Source organism: Pseudomonas sp. 8_5_2 (genome assembly GCF_059295255.1).
In genome coordinates this window covers 5,063,001-5,088,252 of the sequence record NZ_CM181238.1, presented here as the reverse complement: position 1 = coordinate 5,088,252, position 25,252 = coordinate 5,063,001, and the positions used below count along the sequence as shown (strand labels likewise).

Here is a 25,252-nt window from a genome sequence, read left to right as displayed (position 1 = left end):
GTCCTTGGGGGAGGCTCGCCAGCTCCCACAGTTACGGCACTGCCCTCAAGGCCTGTGCAGATCCTGTGGGAGCCTGGCTTGCCGGCGATGGGCCGCAAAGCGGCCCCAGGATTTGAAGGTCAGACGCGGAACTGGCTGACCAAGGTCTGCAACTGCCCGCCAAGGCGCGCCAGTTCCACACTCGACGCAGCCGTTTCGTCACTGGCCGCCGCCGTCTGCTCGGACACATCACGCACATTCAGGATGCTGCGGCTGATCTCTTCAGCCACCGCACTCTGCTGCTCTGCCGCCGCGGCAATCTGCTGGTTCATCGACTGGATGCTCGACACCGTGCCAGTGATGCTCTCCAGCGAGGCGCCGGCTTTGCGCGCCAGCTCGACACTGTTGTCGGTCAGGGCGCGGCTGCCTTGCATGGCATTCGCCACTTGTTGGGTGCCGTGCTGCAGGCTGGCGATCAGCGCTTCGATCTCCTCGGTGGACTTTTGCGTACGCTGGGCCAGCCCGCGGACTTCATCTGCCACCACGGCAAAGCCACGCCCGGCTTCCCCGGCGCGTGCCGCTTCGATCGCGGCGTTCAGCGCCAGCAGGTTGGTCTGCTCGGCTACCGACTTGATCACGTCCATTACGCTGCCGATCTTCTGGCTTTCCTCCTGCAGCAGGTTCATGGCCTCGGTGGAGCGGTGCATGTCTGCGGCCAGGCGCTCGATCTGGCCGATCGCCTCGCCCACCACGCGGTCGCCGGCGCGGGCTTCATCGTCGGCACCGGTGGCGGCATGCGAGGCCTGTTCGGCATTACGTGCCACTTCCTGAACGGTGGCCGCCATTTCATGCATGGCGGTGGCCACCTGGTCGGTCTCGACTTTCTGGCTGTTGGCGCCGGCGCTGGTCTGTTCGGTAACCGCCGACAGCTCCTCGGCGGCGCTGGCGATCTGGGTGACGCCGTCGCGGATGCCGCTGATCAGCTCGCGCAGGGTCGTGCCCATGCGGCCGATGCCCTGCTGCAGTACCCCCAGTTCATCGCGACGGGTGACGCGCAACTGCTGGGTGAGGTCGCCGCTGGCGATCTTTTCCACCGCGATCAGGGTGTCATGCAGCGGGCGGGTGATCTGGCGGGTAATCAGCACCGCTGCCAGTACGCCGACCAGCAGTGCCAGCAACGTGGCGATGGCTTGCAGGCTGCGCGCCTGGGTGCTTTCGATATCGCGGCGCTGCAGCTGGATCTGGTACAGCGCGTCACTGCGCTTGACGATGTCGGCACCCTGCACGGTCATTTCGGCGCGAGCGGTGGTGATAGTGGCGACCGCGTCGCGGAACTGGCGAACCGCGTCACGGTAGGTCATCACCGAGCGTTCGAACTGTTGCAGGCGTGCGTCTTCGGCAGGCAGCTGGCGCTTGAGGTTGTCGATGTCCACCAGCGCTGCGTCCAGCTGGCGCAGGGCCGCCTGCTCGTTGGCGGCGCTGTTGTCGGCAATATAGCCGCGCACATCGATACGCACCTGCAGCAGTTGCTGGCGGGCCTTGCTGATCAGCTGGTACTGGGCCAGGCGTACGCTGTCGGCCTCGGGGCGTGCCATGACCTCCTGGCTGAGGGTATCCATGGCCTGGTCGGCGCGGGTGGCCGAACTGTCCATGGCAACGCGCGCAGCACGGGTGGCGTCGTAGCCCTGGCGCATCTTGTTCAGCGACAGTTTGTAGGCGCTGATGGTCTCGCCCAGTTCACCCAGCAGCTTGATGTTCTCGGCACTTTTGAAGGTGCTGGCCAGGTACGCCTGCTGCTTGCCAAAGGCGTCCAGCTTGGCCTGGGTATTGGCTGCTGCGCTGTCGTCGCCGTTGGCGATCATGTACTGCAGGCGCGCAATGCGCAGGTCGGTGAGGTCCTTGTTGAGCTGGCCGATGTCGCCCATCCAGTTGCTGCGGTCGATCAGGCTGCCCAGGCTGGTCCAGCCGGTCAGGGCCAGCAGGCCGGTAAGGATCAGTACCAGGCCGAAGCCCAGGCCGAGTTTGAGGTTGACGCTGATGTTGGCGAACCAGCTGTTCATGCACGCTCTCCAGAAGTTGTTTTCGCTCGCTTGATCTTCGATCGCCAGGCGTTGTTGTTCTGGATGCCCGCTGACTCGTGCGGGGGTTATCGGCAGTGAAGGGGGAAGCTGAAACGCTTTTTCAGCTGATTTGTAACTGGATGCATTGAGGCCGCAGAGCGGCCCCTATGCAGGTCAAAGGTTGCGCGCACTGAAGGTATCGCAGCTGTTCACCTCACCCTGGGCGAACCCGGCCTTGAACCAGCGCACGCGCTGCGCCGAGGTGCCATGGGTAAAGGAGTCCGGTACCACGCGCCCGCGGCCTTGCTGCTGCAGGCGGTCATCGCCGATGGCATTGGCGGCGTTCAGCGCTTCCTCGACGTCACCCGGCTCCAGCCAGTTCAGCCGCTTCTGCGCCTGATAGGCCCACACCCCGGCCAGGCAGTCGGCCTGCAGCTCCTGGCGTACCAACAGGCCATTGTCGCCTTCCATACGCTGGCCGTTGCGGCGTGCGGCGTCCACCTTGGCCGAAACACCCAGCAGGGTCTGCACGTGGTGGCCGATTTCGTGGGCGATCACATAGGCCTGGGCGAAGTCGCCAGCAGCGGCGAAGCGGGTTTCCATTTCGCGGAAGAACGACATGTCCAGGTATACACGCTGGTCCGCCGGGCAGTAGAACGGCCCGACCGCCGCCGAGGCAAACCCACAGGCCGAATTGACCTGGCCGCTGAACAGCACCAGCTTGGGGTCACGGTACTGTTTGCCGGCTTCGGCGAACAAGGCCTTCCAGGTGTCTTCGGTGTCGCCCAGCACAGAGGCGACAAATTCGGCCTGCTGGTCATTGGCCGGTGGCGCCTTGCCGCCCGCACCGCTGGGTGCCGTCTGCTGTTGCTGCTGTTCCATCTGGCCGGTGAGCTGGCCGAGGATCTGCAACGGGTCCTGCCCGGTAAGCCAGCCGATGCCGACAATCAGCAGAATCGCCCCCAGCCCCAGGCCCTTGCCGCCGCCAAAACGCATGCCGCCGCCACCGCCGCCTTCGCCCCGGGCATCGACCACGTTGTCGCTGCGTCGGCCTTTTCGCCATTCCATGAGTGCTCTCCCGAGCGTGAAACAAGAAGACAAAGATTAGTTCACTACGGCGACAGGTGTCAGGCAAAGGTGTTAATCCATAACCATCTGGTTATGTTTTGAATGCCTGATTTCAATATTCATCGCGCGCGACTTGTCCGAAACTGCAAGTCCGCCTGCCACGCCCAGGCGTTTACATAATTCCAAGAGAGGAAACCGGCATGCCTGCCCAGGACAACAGCCGCTTCGTGATCCGTGATCGCAACTGGCACCCGAAAGCCCTGACGCCTGATTACAAGACGTCCATTGCCCGTTCACCGCGCCAGGCACTGGTCAGTATTCCGCAGTCGATCAGTGAAACCACTGGCCCGGACTTTTCCCATCTGCGCTTTGGCGCCCACGACCATGACCTGCTGCTGAACTTTGACAACGGTGGCCTGCCGATCGGCGAGCGCATCATCGTCGCCGGCCGCGTCGTCGACCAGTACGGCAAGCCTGTGCCGAACACCCTGGTGGAAATGTGGCAGGCCAACGCCGGCGGCCGCTATCGCCACAAGAACGACCGCTACCTGGCACCGCTGGACCCGAACTTCGGCGGTGTTGGCCGTTGCCTGACCGACCAGGACGGCTACTACAGCTTCCGCACCATCAAGCCCGGCCCGTACCCATGGCGCAACGGCCCGAACGACTGGCGCCCGGCGCACATCCACTTCGGCATCAGCGGCCCGTCGATTGCCACCAAGCTGATCACCCAGCTGTACTTCGAGGGTGACCCGCTGATCCCGATGTGCCCGATCGTCAAGTCGATCGCCAACCCGCAAGCCGTGCAGCAGTTGATCGCCAAGCTCGACATGAGCAATGCCAACCCGATGGACTGCCTGGCCTACCGCTTCGACATCGTGCTGCGCGGCCAGCGCAAGACCCACTTCGAAAACTGCTGAGGAAACCGTCATGCCAATCGAACTGCTGCCGGAAACCCCTTCGCAGACCGCCGGCCCCTACGTGCACATCGGCCTGGCCCTGGAAGCGGCCGGCAACCCGACCCGTGATCAGGAAATCTGGAACCGCCTGGCCAAACCAGAGGCACCAGGCGAGCACATCCTGCTGATCGGGCATGTGTACGACGGTAATGGCCACCTGGTACGCGACTCGTTCCTGGAAGTGTGGCAGGCCGACGCCAACGGCGACTACCAGGACGCGTACAACCTGGAAAACGCCTTCAACAGCTTCGGCCGCACGGCTACCACCTTCGATGCTGGCGAGTGGACCATGCAAACGGTCAAGCCGGGTGTGGTGAACAATGCTGCCGGCGTACCCATGGCGCCGCACATCAACATCAGCCTGTTTGCCCGGGGCATCAACATTCACCTGCACACGCGCCTGTATTTCGATGACGAGGCGGCGGCCAATGCCAAATGCCCGGTGTTGAACCTGATCGAGCAGCCGCAGCGGCGTGAGACGTTGATCGCGAAGCGTTGCGAGGTGGACGGGAAGACGGCGTATCGCTTCGATATCCGCATTCAGGGGGAAGGGGAGACGGTGTTCTTCGACTTCTGAGTCAATGTTTGGGGCCGCTTTGCGGCCCATCGCCGGCAAGCCAGCTCCTCCACCGACCGCGCCGCCCTCAAGGCCTGTGCAGTATCTGTGGGAGCTGGCTTGCCGGCGATGCATCGGTCAGCGCCGAACCAGCAGGACCCCGCTTTCCATATGATGGGTATAGGGGAACTGGTCAAACACCGCACAACGCTCGATGCGGTGCGTGTCCTGCAACTGGGCAATGTTCGCCGCCAGCGTCTCCGGGTTGCACGAGATGTACAAAATGCGCTCGAACCGGCGGGTCAGCTCGCAAGTGTCCGGGTCCATCCCGGCCCGAGGCGGGTCGACGAACACCGTGCCGAACTCATAGCTTTTCAGGTCGATGCCTTCCAGGCGACGGAACGGCCGCACCTCATTCAGCGCCTGGGTCAGTTCCTCTGCCGACAACCGTACCAGCCGTACGTTATCCACAGCGTTCTCGTCGAGGTTGCTCAGCGCGGCATTGACCGAGGTCTTGCTGATCTCGGTAGCCAGCACCTGGCGCACGCGGGTCGCCAGCGGCAGGGTGAAGTTGCCGTTGCCGCAGTACAGCTCCAGCAGGTCGTCCTCACGCTCGCCAATGGCCTCGAAGGCCCAGCTCAGCATCTTCTGGTTCACTGCGCCGTTGGGCTGGGTGAACGCGCCCTCCGGCTGGCGGTAGCTGAACACACGGCCGGCCACGTCGAGTTTCTCCACCGCGTAGTCGCGGCCGATCACCAGGCGTTTGCCCTTGGAGCGCCCGATGACACTCACCCCCAGCGCCTCGGCCAACTGCCGTGCCGCCACTTCCCAGGCTTCGTCCAGCGGGCGGTGGTAGCACAGGGTGACCATGGCATCGCCAGCCAGGGTCGTCAGGAACTCCACCTGGAACAGGCGATTGCCCAGTTCTTCGCTGGCCTGCCAGGCCGCCTTCAGGCGCGGCATCAACTGGTTGATGCGCTGGCTGGCGATGGGGAAGTCGTCGATCAGGATCGCCTTGTGTTTATCGCCCGGGGCGAACATGGCGTAATGGCGCTGGCCGTCTTCGCGCCACAGGCGGAACTCGGCGCGCAGGCGGTAATGTTCGCGCGGCGAGTCGAAAACAGCCGGCTCCGGTGCGCCGAACGGCGCCAGCAGCTCGCGCAGCCGGGCTACCTTGGCATCCAGCTGGGTGGCGTAGGAGGAGGGGTCGAAAGCAGCACTCATGCGTTGAACCAGCCCAGCTTGATGACGAACAGGATGGAAAGGATCACCAGCGCCGGGTTCAGGTCGCGGTGGCGGCCCGAGATCAGCTTGACGGCGGTCCAGGAAATGAAGCCGAAAGCGATGCCGTTGGCGATCGAGTAGGTCAGCGGCATGGCCAGGGCGGTTACCACCACCGGCGCGGCTTCGGTGACGTCGTCCCAGTTTATTTCCGCCAGGCCCGAAGCCATCAGCACTGCGACGAACAGCAGCGCCGGGGCGGTGGCGAAGGCCGGCACGCTACCGGCCAGCGGGGCGAAGAACAGTGCCAGCAGGAACAATACCGCCACCACGATGGCAGTGAGGCCGGTGCGGCCACCGGCGCTCACGCCTGCCGCAGACTCAATGTAGCTGGTGGTGGTCGAGGTGCCCAGCAACGAGCCGGCCATGGCTGCGGTGCTGTCGGCAATCAGGGCGCGGCCCATCTTCGGCATGTGGCCGTCCTTGCCCATCAGGCCGGCGCGCTTGGCCACGCCGATCAGGGTACCGGAGTTGTCGAACAGGTCGACGAACAGGAAGGCGAAGATCACGCTGACCAGGCCCACGTCCAGCGCGCCGGCAATATCCAGTTGCAGGAAGGTGGGGGCCAGCGATGGCGGCATGGAGACAACACCGGCGAACGGCGTCACGCCCATCACGATCGAGGCGATGGTCACCGCCAGGATGCCGATCAGCACCGCGCCACGCACTTTCAGCGACTCCAGGCCGACGATCAGGAAGAAGCCCAGGGTGGCGAGGATAGGCGCTGGCTGCTTGAGGTCGCCCAGGCCCACCAGGGTAGCCGGGTTATCGACGACGATACCGGCATTGTGCAGCGCGATCAGCGCCAGGAACAGGCCGATGCCGGCAGCGATCGCCGAGCGCAGCGGTAGCGGGATGCTGTTCACGATCCATTCGCGGATGCGGAAGATCGACAGCAGGAAGAACATCACCGCCGACAGGAATACCGCGCCCAGCGCTACCTGCCAGGTGTGGCCCATGTGCAGCACCACGGTGTAGGTGAAGAACGCGTTCAGGCCCATGCCCGGCGCCAGGGCGATCGGGTAGTTGGCGATCAGGCCCATGGTGGTGGAGCCAATGGCCGCTGCCAGGCAGGTGGCGACGAAGATCGCGCCTTTGTCCATGCCGGTCTCGCCGAGAATGCTCGGGTTGACGAACAAGATATAGGCCATGGCCAGGAAGGTGGTGACGCCCGCGAGAATCTCGGTGCGCACATTGGTGTTGTGTGCTCTTAGTTGAAACAGCCTTTCCAGCATGCCCGCTCCCAAGGCGCCCCCGGGCGCCATGAATATATCGACCCCATCAGCAAAGCACAGACCGTACCGGTTGCCGTGGTTTAATCTGGGGCGGAAAAAGCCGCGCATCATACCAGCATGATTGCCAGGCGTTAATGGCGGTAGCGATTCACTGACAAGCTGGGCAGCATTTGAAGGAAGTGGTCATGCAGTTAGTGGACTATGAGCAGTTGAGCGAGCGACAGCGCGATTGCCTCGACACCTTGCAGTTACCCCTCGATCAGCAGTATTACGCAGGGGATATTGCAACCGCGTTGTATAGCCTGCTGAATGCGCGCAGCGACGACACCCGCGGGCTGGTGCTATTGCTGGACGAGATGCCTCGCGTGTTTCTACTGCTTCAGCGTGGTGCGTTTCTCCCCGCGTGGGCCCAGCCAGGTGCCGCAATTGTCAACGCGCTGCAGGTGGACCAGCGTTTTCAGGGGCTTGGCCTGGGCAGTGCATGCATGCGCGCACTCCCCGGACACGTTCGCGCCTTGTGGCCGGATGTCGACCGCCTGCAGTTGTCGGTGCACCCGGACAACCTCGCCGCCCTCGCGCTGTATCGCGCCACAGGCTGGCTGGACAGCGGTAACGGCTACCGTGCCAGGACCGGGTATGAGCGCCAGCTGACCCTCATGCTGTAGCCTCACACCCTGGCTGCGCCAAGCGCCCCGGCGCTTATCCCGCTGGCCTGCTGTGCAATTGGTCGCGTCCCGCCAGTGTGGGGAACAACTTTATCCACACCCCGGTCACCACCAGGGTGCCCACGCCCCCCATCACCACCGCCGGCACTGTGCCAAACCAGTGCGCGGTAACGCCCGATTCGAACTCGCCGAGCTGGTTCGAGGCACCGATGAACAAACCATTGACCGCGCTCACCCGCCCGCGCATTTCATCCGGTGTTTCCAACTGCACGAAGGAACTGCGGATGACCATGCTGATCATGTCTGCCGCGCCCAGCACCACCAGCACCGCGAGCGAAAACCAGAACGAGGTCGACAGGCCAAAGGCAATAGTCGCCACGCCGAATATTCCGACCGCAGTGAACATGGTCCGCCCCACATTCCGTTCGAACGGGAAGCGCGCCAGCCACACCGACATCAGCAACGCGCCTACCGCTGGCGCCGAGCGCAACAGGCCTAGGCCCAGCGGGCCGGTCAGCAGGATGTCCTTGGCAAACACCGGAAGCAGCGCAGTGGCCCCACCCAGCAGTACGGCGAACAGGTCCAGGGAAATGGCGCCGAGAATGTCGGGCCGGCTGCGGATGAAGCGGATGCCGGCCAGCAGTGACTCGATGCTGGCCCGCCCGCGCTGCATGACCTGGCCGCGGGCCTGCAGGCTCAGGGTGAGCACGCAGGCGATGGCGTACAGGGCCACCGTGGGGCCATACACCCAGATGCTGCCAAAGGCATACAGAAAGCCGCCCACCGCCGGCGCCACGATGGTTGCCGACTGGGTGGCCGACGCCGAAGCCGCCACGGCCCGCGGGAACAGCCCGGGCGGCACCACGTTGGGCAATAGCGCCTGGGTAGCCGGCATTTCGAACGAGCGCGTGGCGCCCAGCAGGAAGGCCAGGGCAAAGATCAGCTCGCGGCTGACGTTGTCGGTGGCGCTGCCCACGGCCAGCGCCAGGGCTATCAGCCCCTGCAGGCTCTGGCACAGGGCAGCGATCTTGCGCCGGTCATAGCGGTCGGCGACATGCCCGGTGTGCAGCATGAACAGCACTCGGGGCGCAAACTCGACCAGGCCGACCAGGCCCAGGTCCAGCACGCTGCCGGTCAGCTGGTAGAGGTGCCAGCCAATGGCCACGGTGAGCATCTGGAAGCCGCTGGCGGTGAACACGCGGGCCAGCCAGAAGGCCAGGAAAGGACGGTGGTGGCGCAACAACTGCGGTGCGGGATCGGACATCGGAAACCATGGGCCTCGGCGCAGTAGAGGGGGTGCGCAGCGTATCATCTGTTTGTAACAAACAGTTACTGTTTGCCTGAGTCGGCACCTTTTGACGCGCTTCGGAAGGGGGTGGGACAACCGGTCACGCGGCAAACAACCACACCGCCCGTCAGGCCATTCGGGACTATGCTTCCTAGCATTCGTTGATCTGCATCAACCGTTGCTTTTGCAACGTTCTGTTGACGAATTGGCCTTCGGGCCGGAATCCCTGCGATCGAACAGAACAATTCCAACGCGCCACACTCGACTACCGTGGGGGCAGTGGGCGACCGGGCCACAAGCCCGAACGCCGGATTATCTGAAGAGGAAGCACCATGTTCGGAATAGAGGCCTTAGAGCTCGCCCGAATGCAGTTTGCCTTTACCGTGTCGTTCCACATCCTGTTCCCGGCCATCACCATCGGCCTGGCGAGCTACCTGGCGGTCCTCGAAGGCCTATGGCTGCGGACCCACAACCAGGTCTACCGTGACCTCTATCATTTCTGGTCGAAGATCTTCGCCGTCAACTTCGGCATGGGCGTGGTCTCCGGGCTGGTCATGGCCTACCAGTTCGGTACCAACTGGAGCCGGTTTTCCGACTTCGCCGGTGCTGTCACCGGCCCGCTGCTCACCTACGAAGTCCTGACTGCCTTCTTCCTGGAGGCTGGTTTCCTCGGTGTCATGCTGTTTGGCTGGAACCGCGTCGGCCGTGGCCTGCACTTCTTCTCCACGCTGATGGTGGCGCTTGGCACCTTGGTTTCGACCTTCTGGATCCTGGCCTCCAACAGCTGGATGCAGACCCCGCAAGGCCACGAGATCATCGATGGCCGTGTGGTGCCGGTGGACTGGCTGGCGGTGATCTTCAACCCCTCGTTCCCCTACCGTCTGATGCACATGGCCACTGCCGCATTCGTCTCCACCGCGTTCTTCGTCGGTGCCTCGGCGGCCTGGCACCTGCTGCGCGGGCGTGATAACCCGGCCGTGCGCAAGATGCTGTCGATGGCCATGTGGATGGCGTTGGTGGTCGCCCCTGTCCAGGCGGTGATCGGCGATTTCCACGGCCTCAACACGCTCAAGCACCAACCGGTAAAAATTGCCGCGATCGAAGGCCACTGGGAGAACGTGCCCGGTGAACCGACCCCGCTGATCCTGTTCGGCATCCCCGACATGAAGGCCGAAACCACGCGCTTCAAGGTCGAGATCCCGGCGCTCGGCAGCCTGATCCTGACCCACAGCCTGGACCAGCAGGTCCCGGCCATGAAGGAATTCCCGCCCGAGGACCGGCCCAACTCGACCATTGTGTTCTGGTCGTTCCGGATCATGGTCGGGCTCGGTTTCCTGATGATCTTCGTTGGCCTGTGGAGCCTGTGGCTGCGCAAGCGCGGCACGCTCTACACCTCGCGCCCTTTCCTGCATGTGGCGCTGTGGATGGGGCCTTCCGGGCTGATCGCGTTGCTGGCCGGGTGGTTCACCACCGAAATCGGCCGCCAGCCCTGGGTGGTCTATGGCCTGATGCGCACTGCAGACGGTGTGTCCAACCACAGCTACGCCCAGCTTGGCTTCACCCTGGTGGCCTTCGTGGTGGTCTACTTCGCCCTGTTCGGTACCGGCCTTGGCTACATGATGCGGCTGGTGCGCAAAGGGCCGCAGACCGGCGAGGGCGATGAGCCGAACCCCGGTGGCCCTGGCCAGAAACGCACGCCGGCGCGGCCGCTGTCCGCCGCCGATGATGGCCGTGAGGCCAACTCCGCCAGCCTGAGCAAGGGGAACTGAGCCATGGGTATCGACCTTCCGCTGATCTGGGCCGTGATCATCATCTTCGGCGTCATGATGTACGTGGTGATGGACGGTTTCGACCTGGGCATCGGCATGCTCTTCCCGTTCGTCAAGGACGAGCATGACCGCGATGTGATGATGAACACCGTCGCCCCCGTGTGGGACGGCAACGAAACCTGGCTGGTGCTAGGCGGTGCCGGCCTGTTCGGTGCCTTCCCCATGGCCTACTCGGTGGTGCTCGAAGCGTTGTATCTGCCGCTGATCCTGATGCTTATCGGCCTGATCTTCCGCGGTGTGGCCTTCGAGTTCCGCTTCAAGGCCAAGGCTGACAAGCGGCATCTATGGGACAAGGCGTTCATCGGCGGCTCGCTGGTCGCCACCTTTTTCCAGGGTGTGGCCCTGGGCGCCTTCCTGGAGGGCTTCAAGGTGGTCGACCGGCATTTCGCCGGTGGTACCCTCGACTGGCTCACGCCGTTCAGCCTGTTCAGCGGGTTGGGGCTGATCGTTGCCTACACCCTGTTGGGGTGCACCTGGCTGATCATGAAGACCGAAGGGCCATTGCAGCGCAAGATGCATGACATTGCCCGGCCGCTGGCGCTGGTGCTGCTGGTGGTGATCGGCATCGTCAGCCTGTGGACGCCGATCGCTTATCCGCAGATCGCCGACCGCTGGTTCAGCATGCCTAACCTGCTTTGGTTCATGCCGGTGCCGCTGCTGGTGCTGGTGACCTTCTACGGCTTGCTCAAGGCGGTGGCGCGCAATGCGCACTACACGCCGTTCCTGCTCACCCTGGTGCTGATTTTCCTTGGCTACAGCGGGCTGGGCATCAGCCTGTGGCCGAACATCATCCCGCCGTCGATCTCGATCTGGGAGGCCGCGGCGCCACCGCAAAGCCAGGGCTTCATGCTGGTGGGTACGCTGTTCATCCTGCCGTTCATCCTGGGCTACACGTTCTGGAGCTACTACGTGTTCCGCGGCAAGGTCACCCATGAAGACGGTTATCACTAGGAGTTCCTCATGATGACGGGCAAGCATGGTCTTGAAGAGAAAAAACCGCTGTGGCAGCGGCTGGGCTGGCTGGTGCTGATCTGGGCGTTGAGCGTGGCGGCGCTAGGTGTGGCGGCCTGGGTGATGCGCCTGTTCATGGGGGCTGCGGGGTTGACCACCCATTGAAAGGCGGGGGGGCGCTGTGCGCCCCCTGACGTTTACTTGCGGGCCTTGAGGATCACGAACTTGGGCGTGGCGGCAACCTGCTCCACCCCTCGGAACAACCGCGCCAGCTTGCTGTGATAGCCCAGGTGCCGGTTGCCGACGATATACAGCGCCCCACCCACCACCAGCGCTTCGCGCGCCTGCTGGAACATGCGCCAGGCGAGAAAATCGCCCACCACCTGCTGCTGGTGGAACGGCGGGTTGCACAGCACCACGTCCAGCGACTGTTTTTCCACCCCTGCCAACCCATCGGCTGCCTCGAAGCTTGCCGGGCGCTCGCCCAGCGCGGCTTGCCAGTTCTCGCGCGCCGATTGCACTGCCATGTAAGACTCGTCGACCAGGGTGTACTGGGCGTCCGGGTTGGCCAGGGCACTGGCAATCGCCAGCACGCCGTTGCCACAACCCAGGTCCGCCACCCGCGCACGGCCGAGGTCGCGAGGCAGGTGCGGCAGGAATGCCCGAGTGCCGATATCAAGGCCTTCACGGCAGAACACGTTGGCGTGATTGAGCAGCTCCAGCTCCAGCTCCAGCGCCGGCACGTCAAGGCGGTAGCGGCTAGGGTAGGGAGAGCGTGCGACGGGCCGTTCGGCTACTGTCGCGGTCAGCAAGCGGGCCTTTTTCTCGGCCAGTGAAGCCTGTACCGGGCCGATGTACTTCTCCATCAGGTCGCCAGCGGCGCGTGGCAGGTGCTTGATCATTGCTCCGGCAATTACCTGTGCGCCGGGGGCCAGGTGGCCCTGCAGGCGGATCAGCTGTTCTTCCAGCAGCGCCAGAGTCTTGGGCACGCGCACCAGCACCCGGTCGAACGGGCCTTGCCATTGCTCGCTGGCCGGCACGAACGGCACGCTGTCGAACGCCAGGCCATTGCGTACCAGGTTCTTTTCCAGCGCCAGGTGCGCCAGGTGCGAGTCGCCGCTGCCAACTACCTGCATATGCCCCGCCAGGCTGGCAGCCACGGCGCCAAAGCTGTCATTGAGCACCAGCACCCGGCAGTCAGCCGCAGGCTTCTGCGCGTGCAACTGCGCAAGCAGGTACTCGTCGGCGGCATCGAAGGCCTGTAGCGGGTCGTTGGCCTGCTCCGGCTGGCGGATCAGGTCGAGTGCGGCGTAGGGGGTGGTCAACAGGGGCATGGCGTCTGGCTCGGGTACGAAACTGCCCGTTGCGGTTCGCCCCGGGCTTTGCCGGGCGATTCTACAGGGCTTTGCCCAAGGTCGCAGGATTGCCGGTCAGATCCAGCCGCGCAGGGCGGCGATGGCGATGGCGCCAGCCTTGTTGGCGGCGTTGGTCTTGGTGATAACACTGCGGATGTGGAAGTTGACCGTGCTCTGCGACAGCGACAGGATGCAGGCCACGTCGGCGGCGGTCTTGCCGGCGGCCGACCATCTCAGTACTTCCAGCTCGCGCTCGCTCATTTTAGGTTGTGGCGGGCACAGGGCATTGAGGTGGTGTTCGCCAAGCACCGCATGCAGGGTATGGCAAAGCCACTGCACACTGCCGGCTTTGTCATAGAGCTCATTGATGTCGATATTGACGGCGGGCCTGGCCACGCTGATCTGGCTTTCGTTGTGCTGCAGATCGTGCAAGGACTGCGTCCAGCCATGGCGCAGGCCATGCTTGCAGGCTGCCTCGCGATAATGCGGGGCCTCACTATAGAGCTCGTCGGTCCACAGTACCGGCAGGGTAGAACTGTGGCTCACGTTGGCGGCCGCGTCTTGCTTGTAGAACTCATCGCGCTGATAGCGCTGTATCCACTCGTCCGGGTAGTTGCTGTAAAGGTAGACCCGAGGGGTTTGCGTGGCGATCTGAATGCGAATGTTCAGCCCCAGGTAATCCATGCCAAGGTCCTGCGCCAGATGCACCGCGATATCGAACAGCCTTCGGGGGCTGCGTTCGCTTACAAACGCATGAAGATGCTCGGGTTTCCAGTGCAGCATCTGTAAAACTCCTGGAGGTTGCTGGGCCCAATCCGTTTGGGTACCCGCATGATTGTAGGAAACTACCTACCATATCGCTGGGTTTTTTTTGTTATAGCGATCAGGTTTTTCTGCGACTTCGGCAGGATCGCCCTGGCGGAGGCCCTACAAAGCAATGGTTTTTATCCAGGCCGCTTTGGGCGACACTGTGCGCATGTCAACTTTGGAGCCCGTTATGACCGCCAGCGCCGAAAAATTCACCCGGCAGACCCTGCTCGATGTTCAGCCCCTGACGCCGAACCTCTTCAGCCTGCGGGTTACGCGCGATGCCGGGTTCCGCTTCCGTTCCGGCCAGTTTGCCCGGCTGGGCGTGACCAAGGCCGATGGCAGCGTGGTGTGGCGTGCCTATTCCATGGTCAGTGCGCCGCATGACGAGCACCTGGACTTTTTCTCCATCGTGGTGCCAGGGGGGGAGTTCACCAGTGAGTTGAGCCGGCTGGGGGCAGGGGACACCTTGTTGATCGATCGCCAGGCGTTCGGCTTCCTTACCCTCGACCGCTTCGTCGGTGGCCGCGACCTGTGGTTGCTGGCGACCGGTACTGGCATTGCGCCATTTATGTCGATCCTGCAGGACTTCGAGGCCTGGGAGCGCTTTGACAGCATCAAGCTGGTGTACTCGGTGCGTGAAGCGAAAGAGCTGGCTTATGTGGCTGAAATTGCCGGGTTGGAGCAGCGCGACTACTTGGCCGAGTTTGCCGGCAAGTTGCAGTTCATTCCGGTGGTGACCCGTGAACAGCACCCGGGGGCATTGAATCAGCGTATTACCACACTGATCGAGAATGGCGAGCTGGAGAAGGCGGCGGGGCTGGCGCTTTCGCCGGAGCATTCTCGGGTGATGCTGTGCGGCAACCCGGAGATGATCGACGAGACGCGCAAGGTGTTGAAGGCGCGTGACCTGCAGTTGAGCCTGAGCAAGCGGCCGGGCCAGGTGGCGGTGGAAAACTACTGGTGATAATGGGGGGCGCTCAGCGCCCCCCAGCGGTCTCAAGGCAACCGGTTCTGGTTTTGCGTCTTGAGCAAATCGCGAATTTCGGTCAGCAAGGTTTCTTCAGCGGAGGGCACAGGCGGCGCACTCGGTGCCACGGCCTCTTCACGCTTGAGCCTGTTGATTGCCTTGACCCCCATGAAAATGGCAAAGGCCACGATGACGAAGTCGATCACGGTCTGGATGAACTTGCCATAAGCCAGCACCACCGCCGGGATGTCGCCTTCGGCAGCCTTCAGGGTAATGGCCAGGTCGCTGAAGTCCACGCCACCGATCAGCAGGCCCAGTGGCGGCATGACCACATCACCGACGAAGGACGAGACGATCTTGCCGAAGGCCGCGCCGATGATGATACCGACCGCCATGTCGACGACATTGCCTTTGACCGCGAAGGCCTTGAACTCACTGATCATGCCCATGTTGGGTTCCTTGTAACAAAAGGTAAGGTTAACGCAGTGTAAGCCACTAAAACGCTTCATGCGGTGTTCAGGGCTACTGACTGCGGTTGCAACGAATAGTTTTGTCGCATCCCGAGGCGTTCGAGACACGCTCGGCTCGGCTATGATGGCGGTTTTTTCCAGGAGACCCCACCCATGGCCAAGGCCAAGCGCTTGTATGGCTGCACCGAGTGCGGCGCGACCTTCCCCAAATGGGCCGGCCAGTGCGGCGAATGCGGGGCCTGGAATACCCTGGTCGAGACCATGATCGAAAGCGGTGGTGCCGCTGCGCCCAGTAGCGGCCGTGCCGGCTGGACCGGGCAACAGGCGCAGATCAAGACCCTGGCCGAGGTCAGTGTCGAGGAAATCCCGCGCTTCTCCACCAGCAGTACCGAGCTGGATCGCGTGCTGGGTGGCGGCCTGGTGGATGGCTCGGTGGTGCTGATTGGGGGCGACCCCGGTATCGGCAAGTCGACCATCCTGCTGCAGACATTGTGCAACATCGCCGTGGGCATGCCGGCGCTGTACGTCACCGGTGAGGAGTCGCAACAGCAGGTGGCCATGCGCTCGCGGCGCCTGGGCCTGCCCCAGGACCAGCTCAAGGTGATGACCGAAACCTGCATCGAAACCATCATTGCCACCGCCCGCCAGGAAAAGCCGCGGGTGATGGTGATCGACTCGATCCAGACCATTTTCACCGAACAGTTGCAATCAGCCCCCGGCGGTGTGGCCCAGGTGCGCGAGAGCACGGCGTTGCTGGTGCGCTACGCCAAGCAGAGCGGTACCGCGATTTTCCTGGTCGGTCACGTCACCAAGGAAGGCTCGCTGGCCGGCCCGCGGGTACTTGAGCACATGGTCGACACCGTGCTGTATTTCGAAGGTGAGTCCGATGGCCGCCTGCGCCTGTTGCGCGCGGTGAAGAACCGCTTTGGCGCAGTCAACGAGCTGGGCGTGTTCGGCATGACCGACCGGGGCCTGAAAGAGGTCTCCAACCCGTCGGCGATCTTCCTCAACCGGGCCCAGGAAGAAGTGCCAGGCAGTGTGGTGATGGCAACCTGGGAGGGCACCCGGCCGATGCTGGTGGAGGTGCAGGCGCTGGTCGATGACAGCCACCTGGCCAACCCGCGTCGGGTAACCCTGGGCCTGGACCAGAATCGCCTGGCCATGTTGCTGGCGGTTTTGCACCGTCACGGTGGTATTCCCACCCATGACCAGGACGTGTTCCTCAACGTGGTGGGCGGGGTGAAGGTGCTGGAAACGGCCTCGGACCTGGCGCTGCTGGCGGCGGTGATGTCCAGCTTGCGCAATCGGCCATTGGCCCATGGCCTGCTGGTGTTTGGCGAGATCGGCCTGTCGGGCGAGGTGCGGCCGGTGCCCAGTGGCCAGGAGCGGCTTAAAGAGGCGGCCAAGCATGGTTTCAAGCGGGCCATCGTGCCCAAGGGTAATGCGCCGAAAGATCCGCCGGCAGGGTTGCAGGTTATTGCCGTGACCCGGCTGGAACAGGCGCTGGATGCATTGTTCGAGTGATCCTTGGCCTGTCAGGGCCCTATCGCCGGCAAGCCAGCTCCCACAGGTACTGCACAGGATTCGGAACCTGTGGCGTTCTTGTGGGAGCTGGCTTGTCGGCGATAGGGCCTGACAGGCAAACGAAAAAGGGGCCGACGATGCGCGTCGGCCCCTCCACTTCACCGCTCAGTCAGCGGTCAATGTTCGGCAACCGCCGCACGCCTGACTGTCTCGTTGCCATGCTCGTCCATTTCCAGCATCGGCACTTCATTGCCTTCGGCATCGAACAGCTTGCCATCCTTGAAGTAGTCCCCGTCACGCAGCGCGGAAATGTCCGAATACTGGATGGTGCGCTCGTAGGCTGCAGCGAACACCGACTGGTTTTCCGAGTTGCCGGTGGTGAAGTGGTTGAAGATCAGGTTCAGCAGGATGGCCATGATCGCCGCCGAGCTGATGCCCGAGTGGAAGATGGTCTCGAACCAGTTCGGGAAGTGGTGATAGAAGTTGGGTGCGGCAATCGGGATCATGCCGAAGCCCAGCGAGGCCGCGACGATGATCAGGTTGACGTTGTTCTTGTAGCTGACCTTGGACAGGGTGCGAATACCACTGGCCGCCACGGTGCCGAACAGCACGATGCCGGCGCCGCCCAGTACCGGGGTAGGGACGGCGGCGATGACCCGGCCCATGACTGGCAGCAGGCCGAGCACCACCAGGATCACGCCACCGGTGGCTACCACGTAGCGGCTCTTGACCCCGGTTACGGCGACCAGGCCAACGTTCTGGGCGAATGCGCTCTGGGTGAACGAACCGAAGATCGGCGCCAGGATGCTCGACGCCATGTCGGCGCGCAGGCCGTTGCCCAGGCGCTTGGAGTCGACCTTGGTGTCGATGATCTCACCCACGGCGAGTATATCGGCCGAGGTTTCCACCAGGGTCACCATGATCACGATGCACATCGACAGGATCGCGGCAATGTGGAATTCCGGCATGCCGAAGTGGAACGGCGTGGGGAAGGCGAACATCGGCCCTTCGGCGACCTTGCTGAAGTCGGTCATGCCCAGCGCCCAGGCGATCAAGGTGCCGACCACCATGGCCAGCAGGATCGACAGGCGCGAGATGGTCGCGCTGCCCAGCTTGCTCAGCAGCAGCACGATGGCGAAGGTCAGCGCCGCCAGGCCGATGTTGGCCATGCTGCCGAACTCCGGCGAGGCGCTGTTGCCACCCATCACCCAGCGCGCGGCAACCGGCATCAGGGTCAGGCCGATGATGGTGATGACGATACCGGTCACCAGCGGCGGAAAGAACTTGGTGATGCGTGAGAACACCGGGGTGATCAGAAAGCCGATCAGCGAGGCTGCCATGACCGCACCGAGCACGCCCGGCAGACCACCACCGCCTTCGCTGCTGAGGATTGCGCCCATGGTCGCCACACCGGCGAAGGACACGCCCTGCACCAGCGGCAATTGACAGCCGAAGAACGGCAAGCCGAGGGTTTGCAGCAGGGTGGCCAGGCCACCGGCAAACAGCGAAGCGGCGATCAGCATGCCGATTTCGGCGCCATTCAGGCCTGCGGCCTGCCCCAGGATCAGGGGCACCGCGACGATCCCGCCATACATGGTCAGCACATGCTGCAGACCATAGGCCAGGTTGGCTCCAAGGCCGAGGTTTTCATCCTCGGGGCGCGGGGCGGGAGACGTGCTAGGGGACGTAGTCATGGAGCAGGCTCTCTGTTTATTTTTGTGTTGCTACTGTAGACACTTCCTACAAATGATTGCCACAAGAATTGTATACAATATTTTGATCGGAGCGCGCACAAGGCGGCGCTCCAGACGTGCGAGAACCCAATGCAGAAGGCGTACCAACTCATCAAATGCTGTACTAGAGGGGTGTGTACAAAGCATTGCTACCCAGGCTTAAAGCTGTCTGGGTAGACAGGAAACACAAGGCGGGGAGGCTATTAGCTAGCTAAGAGATTTCATTATTCGATCAGTTCGCGCAGCTCACGCATCATTTCGGTGCTGTCAGCCACGTTCAATTCCACAAGACGGTGCAGGTGGGTCAGCGATTCGATGTCGATGTAGAGGCAGATGAAGCCCAGACGCGTGGCTTCTTCATGGCGCAGTTCCACCTGCATCTGCACGCGGGTGTCGAGGGCGAGGTGGATGACTGCGTCGAAATCCTGAGTCAGGTCGGCGTCCCAATGGGCGGGTCGCTCGACCAGCAAGCCTTTGAGTGAAAGGTCCAGCAGTTTCACCGGCCAGCGGCGATCGCCCTGGCGCAGCTCGGTAGGGGCGTCGAAGGCAATACGCTGGAAACGGCGGCGGTCGTCGGCGGAAGTGGTCATGGCGGGCCCCTCGTCAGTTGCACTGACTATAGACCAGCCATGGCCTTGTTTGACGAATGATGAGCGGCAAGCAGCATTGATGAAAATAGCCGCCCCATTCGATTTCACCTGTCGACGAAATTCAGATCCACCACTTGGTAAAAGGCTTTGTCGGTTTCGGCAATTTCCCATACACCCAGCAGCACGTGATAACCCTTGCGCTCAGGCAGGAGCAGTTTGTGAACAGTCGGTTGCTCGGGCCACATTTCATTGTCCGTGAAACCCCAATAGGGTTGTCGTTCATTGAGATAAGACTTGAATGGTTTGGATTCGAACTGTTCACGGGCCAGCGGCTGTCTGTGATCCCAGCCGTCTTTGGTGATGAAATAGTTGAAACGACGGTATTTGTGGCGTGCACTGAATTGCCAGACAAACTCAAGGGGCGTGCCACTGATCACATCATGCTTGTCCCAGTCGATATCGGTCTTGTCCAGATATGCGGCAGCCGGTCTTTCGCCGCTGGCAATTTTGCCATCGGCGGGTGGCGCCATATTGGGTACATCGTCTTTGGCGTATGGGTCGGTTATTCCCCCGCTCGTTTCGGGGAAAAACTTGCCACTTTCGATGCCATTGTGAAGGTTTCCTTCGATCTGGCCCCGTTCCTCGGCGAACGTGGCTCGACTCTTGGGCGTGGTTATTGATCCATGCGCGGGGGTAATGGGGGCTGATGCCGGTTTCCGAATCGTCATGATCTTTCCCTTTAGCGAGTCCCAGAAAACTGCTGGACATTGGTTGTGTGCTTGTTCGCAAGCGGTACTTCTCAGATGGCAACCCGAAGCCCTGGTCATTGAATGCGTGCGCGCCGCCATTCACAACTGGCAGAAATGTCAGGTAGTTGGTGGAGATGGTCGGAACCGCACAACGCGGGGAATGCGGGCGGCAGCGTTCTAGAGCGCGCCGCTGGCCGGGGGTGAGTGCCAATTCGATATGGTAAAGCAGCCAAGCAGGCCCTAGACTCAAGGAGCTGTCTATTCCAACCACTTAGCTGGAAGCATGCCATGAACAACAATAACAGCCTGCTACGCCACATCCCGTGGCTGGCGCTGGCGGTCATAGGAGCCTGCGCGCTGGGTGTTGTCGCCCTGCGTCGTGGTGAAGCGATCAATGCCTTGTGGATCGTGGTCGCTTCGGTGGCCATCTACCTGGTCGCCTACCGTTACTACAGCCTGTTCATCGCCACCAAGGTGATGCAACTCGACCCTCGCCGAGCCACCCCAGCGGTGCTCAACAACGATGGCCTGGACTACGTTCCGACCAACAAGCACATCCTCTTCGGTCACCACTTCGCCGCCATCGCTGGCGCCGGCCCGCTGGTCGGCCCGGTGCTTGCCGCGCAAATGGGCTACCTGCCCGGCACGTTGTGGCTGATTGCCGGCGTGGTACTGGCCGGTGCGGTGCAGGACTTCATGGTCCTGTTCCTGTCTACCCGCCGCAATGGCCGCTCGCTGGGCGACATGGTGCGCGAGGAGATGGGCCGCATTCCCGGCACCATCGCCTTGTTCGGCTGCTTCCTGATCATGATCATCATCCTCGCGGTGCTGGCGCTGATCGTGGTCAAGGCCCTGGCCGAAAGCCCATGGGGCATGTTCACGGTGATGGCGACCATCCCGATCGCGATGTTCATGGGCATCTACATGCGCTACATCCGCCCGGGCCGCATCGGCGAAATCTCGGTTATCGGTGTTGTCCTGCTGCTGACCTCGATCTGGCTGGGGGGCCAGATTGCCGCGGATCCGACCTGGGGCCCGGCGTTCACCTTCACCGGGGTGCAGATCACCTGGATGCTGGTGGGTTACGGTTTCGTCGCCGCTGTGCTGCCGGTCTGGCTGGTGCTGGCACCGCGTGACTACCTGTCGACCTTCCTCAAAATCGGCACCATCGTCGGCCTGGCCATCGGTATCCTGATCATCGCGCCCGAGCTGAAAATGCCGGCGCTGACCCAGTTCACCGACGGCACCGGCCCGGTGTGGAAGGGCACCTTGTTCCCGTTCCTGTTCATCACCATCGCTTGCGGTGCGGTGTCCGGTTTCCACGCGCTGATCTCCTCGGGCACCACGCCCAAGCTGCTGGATAACGAAACCAACGCCCGCTACATCGGCTACGGCGGCATGTTGATGGAGTCGTTCGTCGCCATCATGGCCATGGTCGCCGCCTCGGTGATCGAGCCGGGTGTGTACTTCGCCATGAACAGCCCGGCTGCAGTGGTCGGTGCCGATGTCGTGTCGGTGGCGCAGACGGTCAGCAGCTGGGGCTTCCTGATCACGCCGGAGCAACTGGAGGCGGTTGCCCGCGATATCGGCGAGCACACCGTGCTGGCTCGCGCCGGCGGTGCGCCGACCCTGGCGGTGGGTATCGCGCAAATCCTGCACCAGGTGCTGCCGGGTGAAAACACCATGGCCTTCTGGTACCACTTCGCGATCCTGTTCGAGGCGCTGTTCATCCTTACCGCAGTAGACGCCGGGACCCGTGCCGGGCGCTTCATGCTGCAGGACCTGCTGGGCAGCTTCGTACCTGCACTCAAGCGCACCGAATCGTGGGGGGCAAACCTGCTCGCCACTGCTGGCTGCGTGGCCATGTGGGGCTACCTGTTGTATCAAGGGGTGATCGACCCGTTGGGCGGCATCAATACCCTGTGGCCGCTGTTCGGTATCTCCAACCAGATGCTGGCGGGTATCGCCTTGATGCTCGGCACCGTTGTGCTGATCAAGATGAAGCGTCAACGCTACATCTGGGTCACACTGCTGCCGGCCGTCTGGCTGCTGATCTGCACCACCGCCGCAGGCCTGATCAAGCTGTTCGACCCGAACCCGGCAGTTGGTTTCCTGGCCCTGGCCAACAAGTACAGCACCGCGCTGGATGCCGGGCAGGTGCTGGCCCCGGCCAAGGACATCGGCCAGATGCAACACGTGATTTTCAACGCCTACACCAACGCTGGCCTCACCATCCTGTTCTTGCTGGTGGTCTTCAGCATCCTGTTCTTCGCCCTCAAGGTTGGCTACGCCGCCTGGGGTCGCAAGGAGCGTACCGACAAGGAAACGCCGTTCCAGGCGTTGCCTGACGCGTAATCGAGAGGACTGCAGTTATGTTCAACGACCTGGGTCGACTGGGTAAATACCTGGGGCAGGCAGCCCGCCTGATGGTCGGCATGCCCGACTACGACAACTACGTCGAGCACATGCAGAAGACGCACCCGGACAAGCCGGTCATGACGTACGAGGAATTTTTCCGCGAACGTCAGGAAGCGCGATACGGTGGCAAGTCCGGGCCCAAGTGCTGCTGAACCTGGGGGCTGGCGCGGTCCTGTAGGAGCGGCCTTGTGTCGCGAAAGGGCCGCGGAGCGGCCCCAGGTTTCCAGCTTTGCAGCAAATATCGCCGGGGCCGCTTTGCGGCCCTTTCGCGACACAAGGCCGCTCCTACAGGGATCGCGCCACCTTCCAAATTCCCACTGCACAGGAGATGTTCTGCGTGCAGACGCCTATTCCCGTAACCGTACTCACCGGCTTCCTGGGTGCCGGCAAGACCACCCTGCTCAAGCACATGCTCAAGGCCGAGCACGGCCTGAAGATCGCGGTGATCGAAAACGAATTCAGCGAGGCCGGCATCGACAGCCAGCTGCTGGGCGACGAGCCGGTGCAGGTGATGACCCTGGCCAACGGCTGCGTCTGCTGCAGCATCCATGGCGACCTGACCCGCGCCTTGTACCTGCTGCTCGAACGCCTGGACGCCGGCGAAATCGCCTTCGACCGCCTGGTGATCGAATGCACCGGCCTGGCCGACCCGGCGCCGGTGGCACAGACTTTTTTCATTGATGAGGAACTGCGTGAGCGCTATATCCTCGACGGTATCATCACCCTGGTCGATGCCGCTCATGCCGAGGTGCACCTGACCCAGGCCATTGCCCAGGCCCAGGTCGGCTTTGCCGATCGCTTGCTGCTTAGCAAGACCGACCTGGTCGAGCCCGCTGCGGTCGAAGCTCTGAGCGAGCGCCTGGTGCGTATCAATGGCAGGGCCGCTATTCGCACCGTCGACCACGGCCGCGTCGACCTGGCCGAGCTGCTGGATGTGCGGGGTTTCAACCTCAACCCCGACCTGGGCGCGAACCTGAAACCCACGTTACGCCCAGTACTCAAGCCTGCCACCCCGGACCGCATCTCTACCCTGGTGCTGCGCACAGAAACCGCGCTGGATATCGACCGCCTCAGCGCGTTCATGAACGAGCTGCTGGAAACCCACGGCAAACAGCTGTTGCGCTACAAAGGCGTGCTGAATATTGCCGGCGAAGACCGCAAGCTGGTGTTCCAGGGGGTGCTCAAGCTCTACGGCTTCGACTGGGACGCCGAATGGGCCGAAGGGGAAACACGCGAAAGCGTCATGGTATTCATTGCCGACGAACTGCCCGAAGCTATGATTCGGGCTGGGTTCGAGGCGTTGGCTGCGGGCTGATCCGGCGCGGCGTCTGCGCTGCGAACCACTGCGGCCATGAGCTGCGGTGGCGGGTTTGGACCTCGATGCACGGGATCAGGCGCTCGGTCAGTACGGCGGTTTGCCGCACCGCCTTGGCAGTGCGGTACTTGATGCTGTGTATGCACTCGCGGTCGCCGAACTCGCAGCGGTTCAGCGCGGTCCCCCCGCAGGGGCCGTTGGCCAGGCCCTTGGGGCAGGATTCCGGACAGATATACAAGGTATCTTCCAGGCGGCAGGTGCCGCAGGTGTCACAACCCAGCAGCGGCCGCTTCACGCTGCGCTCCACACTGTGCAGCACTTGTGCGCCCAGGCGCGTTGCCCATAGTGGCTGGCTCACCGCCCAACCAAAAGCCTTGCTCAAGGCGTTGCCGCGGCTGAACAGCAGTGAATGCATGCCATGCATGAGGTGATAGCGCGCTTTCTCCTTGAATGAGGCATCGATCCGCGACTCGCCCGCGCGCCATGCGGCCTGCGGCGGATGGAAACTGACTGCCGGCAGACCGGGCAGCTGCCAGCTTTCGTGCCAGGCGGGTGCCCACTGCTCCAGCGTGTGGACCTGCGTTTGCCAGTGCTCGATGCGGGCCTCCAGGGCCAGCAATTGCTTGAGCTCATGAATTCCCGACAAGTGCACCCCGGCGTAGCCCATCAGCTTCACACCGATGATCTGCAAGGCCAGGCGGTCGACGCTGCGCGCCTGGGTAAACGCCTTGGACTGTGCCGCTTCGGCTTCGAGCATGTCACGCATGGACGGCGACACGGTCACGCCCGCCACGTGGTCGAGCATGGCCGCACGCCCATGGGTCAGGCTCATCAGGCAGGCGAGCATTGGCTTGGGCGAGGCCTGGCGGTTCATCCAGTGCATGGCTTCCTGATGCTTGTCGGCATCGAAGCCCAGTTGCAGGGTGAGAAAGTCGGCACCCGCCGCCAGTTTTTTCTCGGCCTTGAAATACTGGGCGCCGCCTTCTTCTTCGCAGTACTTGAACGGGTTGAGCGCGGCGCCAAGCAACCAGTGTGGGCAAGCCTGACGGGCGATCTGCAGTGCGGCGACCGACTCCAGATAGCGTACCGGCCGCTGGCCTGGCTGGTGGCCGGGCAGGCGGTCGCCCGTGAGCAGCAATAGCTGGTCAAGGCCGGCAGCGTCCATGCGTTGCAATTGCGCGAGCAGGTGCTGGCGCTCGCGGTCCTTGCCGGAAAAGTGCGGCAGCACCGGCAGTGGCTTGCTGAACGAGGCGTGGGCGTCGAGCGGCGACATGTCCAGCGGGCTGCCGACACGGTCGCCAATGGCCACGGTCATCGGCCAGCCGCACAGGTGCGCACGGGCCATGATCGCCTCCATGGCGGCGAAGCGTTCTGCGGAAGGCTTGGGGACGAACTCCATGACGCAGACGAAGTGTTGTTCGCGCAGCGCGGTTTTCAGCAGGCTCATGGG

Annotated in this window: 23 protein-coding genes; 11 read left to right on the top strand and 12 right to left on the bottom strand. The window is 62.9% G+C overall.

Annotated features, from left to right (window positions below; translation table 11 throughout):
- Positions 1 to 119 precede the first annotated feature (119 nt).
- Positions 120 to 2,039, bottom strand: a complete 1,920-nt coding sequence (locus AC5O5R_RS23310) for a HAMP domain-containing methyl-accepting chemotaxis protein (RefSeq protein ID WP_172232271.1) — start codon at positions 2,037 to 2,039, stop codon at positions 120 to 122.
- Between the two features lie 174 nt (positions 2,040 to 2,213).
- A complete protein-coding gene (ypfJ, locus tag AC5O5R_RS23305) occupies positions 2,214 to 3,107 on the bottom strand; it encodes a KPN_02809 family neutral zinc metallopeptidase (protein WP_172286662.1) in 894 nt (297 codons plus the stop codon).
- Positions 3,108 to 3,307: 200 nt separating this feature from the next.
- Here ypfJ and pcaH point away from each other — a divergent pair, with 200 nt between their 5' ends.
- Together pcaH and pcaG are read left to right on the top strand one after the other, a co-directional pair.
- Positions 3,308 to 4,027: a protocatechuate 3,4-dioxygenase subunit beta gene (pcaH, locus tag AC5O5R_RS23300; protein WP_172232345.1), complete on the top strand. Its 720-nt coding sequence runs from the start codon at positions 3,308 to 3,310 to the stop codon at positions 4,025 to 4,027.
- 10 nt (positions 4,028 to 4,037) lie between these two features.
- A complete protein-coding gene (pcaG, locus tag AC5O5R_RS23295) occupies positions 4,038 to 4,643 on the top strand; it encodes a protocatechuate 3,4-dioxygenase subunit alpha (RefSeq protein ID WP_172232348.1) in 606 nt (201 codons plus the stop codon).
- A 117-nt stretch (positions 4,644 to 4,760) separates the two neighbouring features.
- Here pcaG and trmA read toward each other — a convergent pair whose 3' ends face one another.
- Positions 4,761 to 5,846, bottom strand: coding sequence for a tRNA (uridine(54)-C5)-methyltransferase TrmA (gene trmA, locus AC5O5R_RS23290; protein WP_172232350.1), 1,086 nt, complete (start codon positions 5,844 to 5,846; stop codon positions 4,761 to 4,763).
- On the bottom strand, positions 5,843 to 7,138 hold the full coding sequence (locus AC5O5R_RS23285) for an NCS2 family permease (protein ID WP_172286661.1): 1,296 nt from the start codon (positions 7,136 to 7,138) through the stop codon (positions 5,843 to 5,845). The genes trmA and AC5O5R_RS23285 overlap by 4 nt, the downstream gene beginning before the upstream one ends.
- Positions 7,139 to 7,323: 185 nt before the next feature.
- Here AC5O5R_RS23285 and AC5O5R_RS23280 point away from each other — a divergent pair, with 185 nt between their 5' ends.
- On the top strand, positions 7,324 to 7,803 hold the full coding sequence (locus AC5O5R_RS23280) for a GNAT family N-acetyltransferase (protein WP_172223964.1): 480 nt from the start codon (positions 7,324 to 7,326) through the stop codon (positions 7,801 to 7,803).
- 34 nt (positions 7,804 to 7,837) lie between these two features.
- On the opposite strand, the gene AC5O5R_RS23275 is transcribed toward AC5O5R_RS23280, so the two are convergent.
- On the bottom strand, positions 7,838 to 9,067 hold the full coding sequence (locus AC5O5R_RS23275; RefSeq protein ID WP_172223966.1) for an MFS transporter: 1,230 nt from the start codon (positions 9,065 to 9,067) through the stop codon (positions 7,838 to 7,840).
- Between the two features lie 356 nt (positions 9,068 to 9,423).
- On the opposite strand from AC5O5R_RS23275, the gene AC5O5R_RS23270 reads away from it, so the two are divergent.
- From AC5O5R_RS23270 to AC5O5R_RS23260, 3 genes are read left to right on the top strand one after another with little or no spacing between them, the layout of a single operon-like run.
- On the top strand, positions 9,424 to 10,860 hold the full coding sequence (locus AC5O5R_RS23270; RefSeq protein ID WP_172223969.1) for a cytochrome ubiquinol oxidase subunit I: 1,437 nt from the start codon (positions 9,424 to 9,426) through the stop codon (positions 10,858 to 10,860).
- Between the two features lie 3 nt (positions 10,861 to 10,863).
- Positions 10,864 to 11,871, top strand: coding sequence for a cytochrome d ubiquinol oxidase subunit II (cydB, locus tag AC5O5R_RS23265; RefSeq protein WP_172223972.1), 1,008 nt, complete (start codon positions 10,864 to 10,866; stop codon positions 11,869 to 11,871).
- 9 nt (positions 11,872 to 11,880) lie between these two features.
- Positions 11,881 to 12,036, top strand: coding sequence for a DUF2474 domain-containing protein (locus AC5O5R_RS23260; RefSeq protein WP_009682264.1), 156 nt, complete (start codon positions 11,881 to 11,883; stop codon positions 12,034 to 12,036).
- 32 nt (positions 12,037 to 12,068) lie between these two features.
- Here the strand turns inward: AC5O5R_RS23260 and AC5O5R_RS23255 are convergent, their stop codons facing one another.
- Entirely contained in the window at positions 12,069 to 13,205 is a 1,137-nt protein-coding gene (locus AC5O5R_RS23255) for a methyltransferase (protein WP_172223975.1), read from the bottom strand.
- Positions 13,206 to 13,301: 96 nt separating this feature from the next.
- Entirely contained in the window at positions 13,302 to 14,009 is a 708-nt protein-coding gene (locus AC5O5R_RS23250; RefSeq protein WP_172223979.1) for an autoinducer binding domain-containing protein, read from the bottom strand.
- Between the two features lie 214 nt (positions 14,010 to 14,223).
- Here AC5O5R_RS23250 and AC5O5R_RS23245 point away from each other — a divergent pair, with 214 nt between their 5' ends.
- Entirely contained in the window at positions 14,224 to 15,000 is a 777-nt protein-coding gene (locus AC5O5R_RS23245; RefSeq protein ID WP_172223984.1) for a ferredoxin--NADP reductase, read from the top strand.
- Positions 15,001 to 15,032: 32 nt separating this feature from the next.
- On the opposite strand, the gene mscL is transcribed toward AC5O5R_RS23245, so the two are convergent.
- The gene (gene mscL / locus AC5O5R_RS23240) at positions 15,033 to 15,452 is read right to left on the bottom strand and encodes a large-conductance mechanosensitive channel protein MscL (RefSeq protein ID WP_027595230.1); all 420 of its coding nucleotides are present in this window, start codon (positions 15,450 to 15,452) and stop codon (positions 15,033 to 15,035) included.
- Between the two features lie 174 nt (positions 15,453 to 15,626).
- On the opposite strand from mscL, the gene radA reads away from it, so the two are divergent.
- The gene (gene radA / locus AC5O5R_RS23235; RefSeq protein ID WP_172223987.1) at positions 15,627 to 16,997 is read left to right on the top strand and encodes a DNA repair protein RadA; all 1,371 of its coding nucleotides are present in this window, start codon (positions 15,627 to 15,629) and stop codon (positions 16,995 to 16,997) included.
- Positions 16,998 to 17,173: 176 nt separating this feature from the next.
- Here radA and AC5O5R_RS23230 read toward each other — a convergent pair whose 3' ends face one another.
- From AC5O5R_RS23230 to AC5O5R_RS23220, 3 genes are all read right to left on the bottom strand, one after another.
- Positions 17,174 to 18,691: a nucleobase:cation symporter-2 family protein gene (locus tag AC5O5R_RS23230; protein WP_172223992.1), complete on the bottom strand. Its 1,518-nt coding sequence runs from the start codon at positions 18,689 to 18,691 to the stop codon at positions 17,174 to 17,176.
- 263 nt (positions 18,692 to 18,954) lie between these two features.
- Positions 18,955 to 19,320, bottom strand: a complete 366-nt coding sequence (locus AC5O5R_RS23225) for a PilZ domain-containing protein (RefSeq protein ID WP_172224009.1) — start codon at positions 19,318 to 19,320, stop codon at positions 18,955 to 18,957.
- 104 nt (positions 19,321 to 19,424) lie between these two features.
- A complete protein-coding gene (locus AC5O5R_RS23220) occupies positions 19,425 to 20,048 on the bottom strand; it encodes a lytic polysaccharide monooxygenase auxiliary activity family 9 protein (protein ID WP_172224014.1) in 624 nt (207 codons plus the stop codon).
- A 309-nt stretch (positions 20,049 to 20,357) separates the two neighbouring features.
- Between AC5O5R_RS23220 and AC5O5R_RS23215 the strand changes: the two genes are divergently transcribed.
- The 3 genes from AC5O5R_RS23215 (at position 20,358) to yjiA (ending at position 23,802) form a co-directional block, all read left to right on the top strand.
- A complete protein-coding gene (locus AC5O5R_RS23215) occupies positions 20,358 to 22,424 on the top strand; it encodes a carbon starvation CstA family protein (protein WP_172224019.1) in 2,067 nt (688 codons plus the stop codon).
- 17 nt (positions 22,425 to 22,441) lie between these two features.
- Complete coding sequence (locus tag AC5O5R_RS23210) at positions 22,442 to 22,639, top strand: YbdD/YjiX family protein (RefSeq protein WP_016713459.1); 198 nt, start codon at positions 22,442 to 22,444, stop codon at positions 22,637 to 22,639.
- Between the two features lie 185 nt (positions 22,640 to 22,824).
- A complete protein-coding gene (yjiA, locus tag AC5O5R_RS23205; RefSeq protein WP_172224022.1) occupies positions 22,825 to 23,802 on the top strand; it encodes a GTPase in 978 nt (325 codons plus the stop codon).
- Here the strand turns inward: yjiA and AC5O5R_RS23200 are convergent.
- On the bottom strand, positions 23,762 to 25,249 hold the full coding sequence (locus tag AC5O5R_RS23200; RefSeq protein ID WP_172224026.1) for a methylenetetrahydrofolate reductase C-terminal domain-containing protein: 1,488 nt from the start codon (positions 25,247 to 25,249) through the stop codon (positions 23,762 to 23,764). The two genes, yjiA and AC5O5R_RS23200, sit on opposite strands and share 41 nt — an antisense overlap.
- Between the last annotated feature and the right edge of the window lie 3 nt (positions 25,250 to 25,252).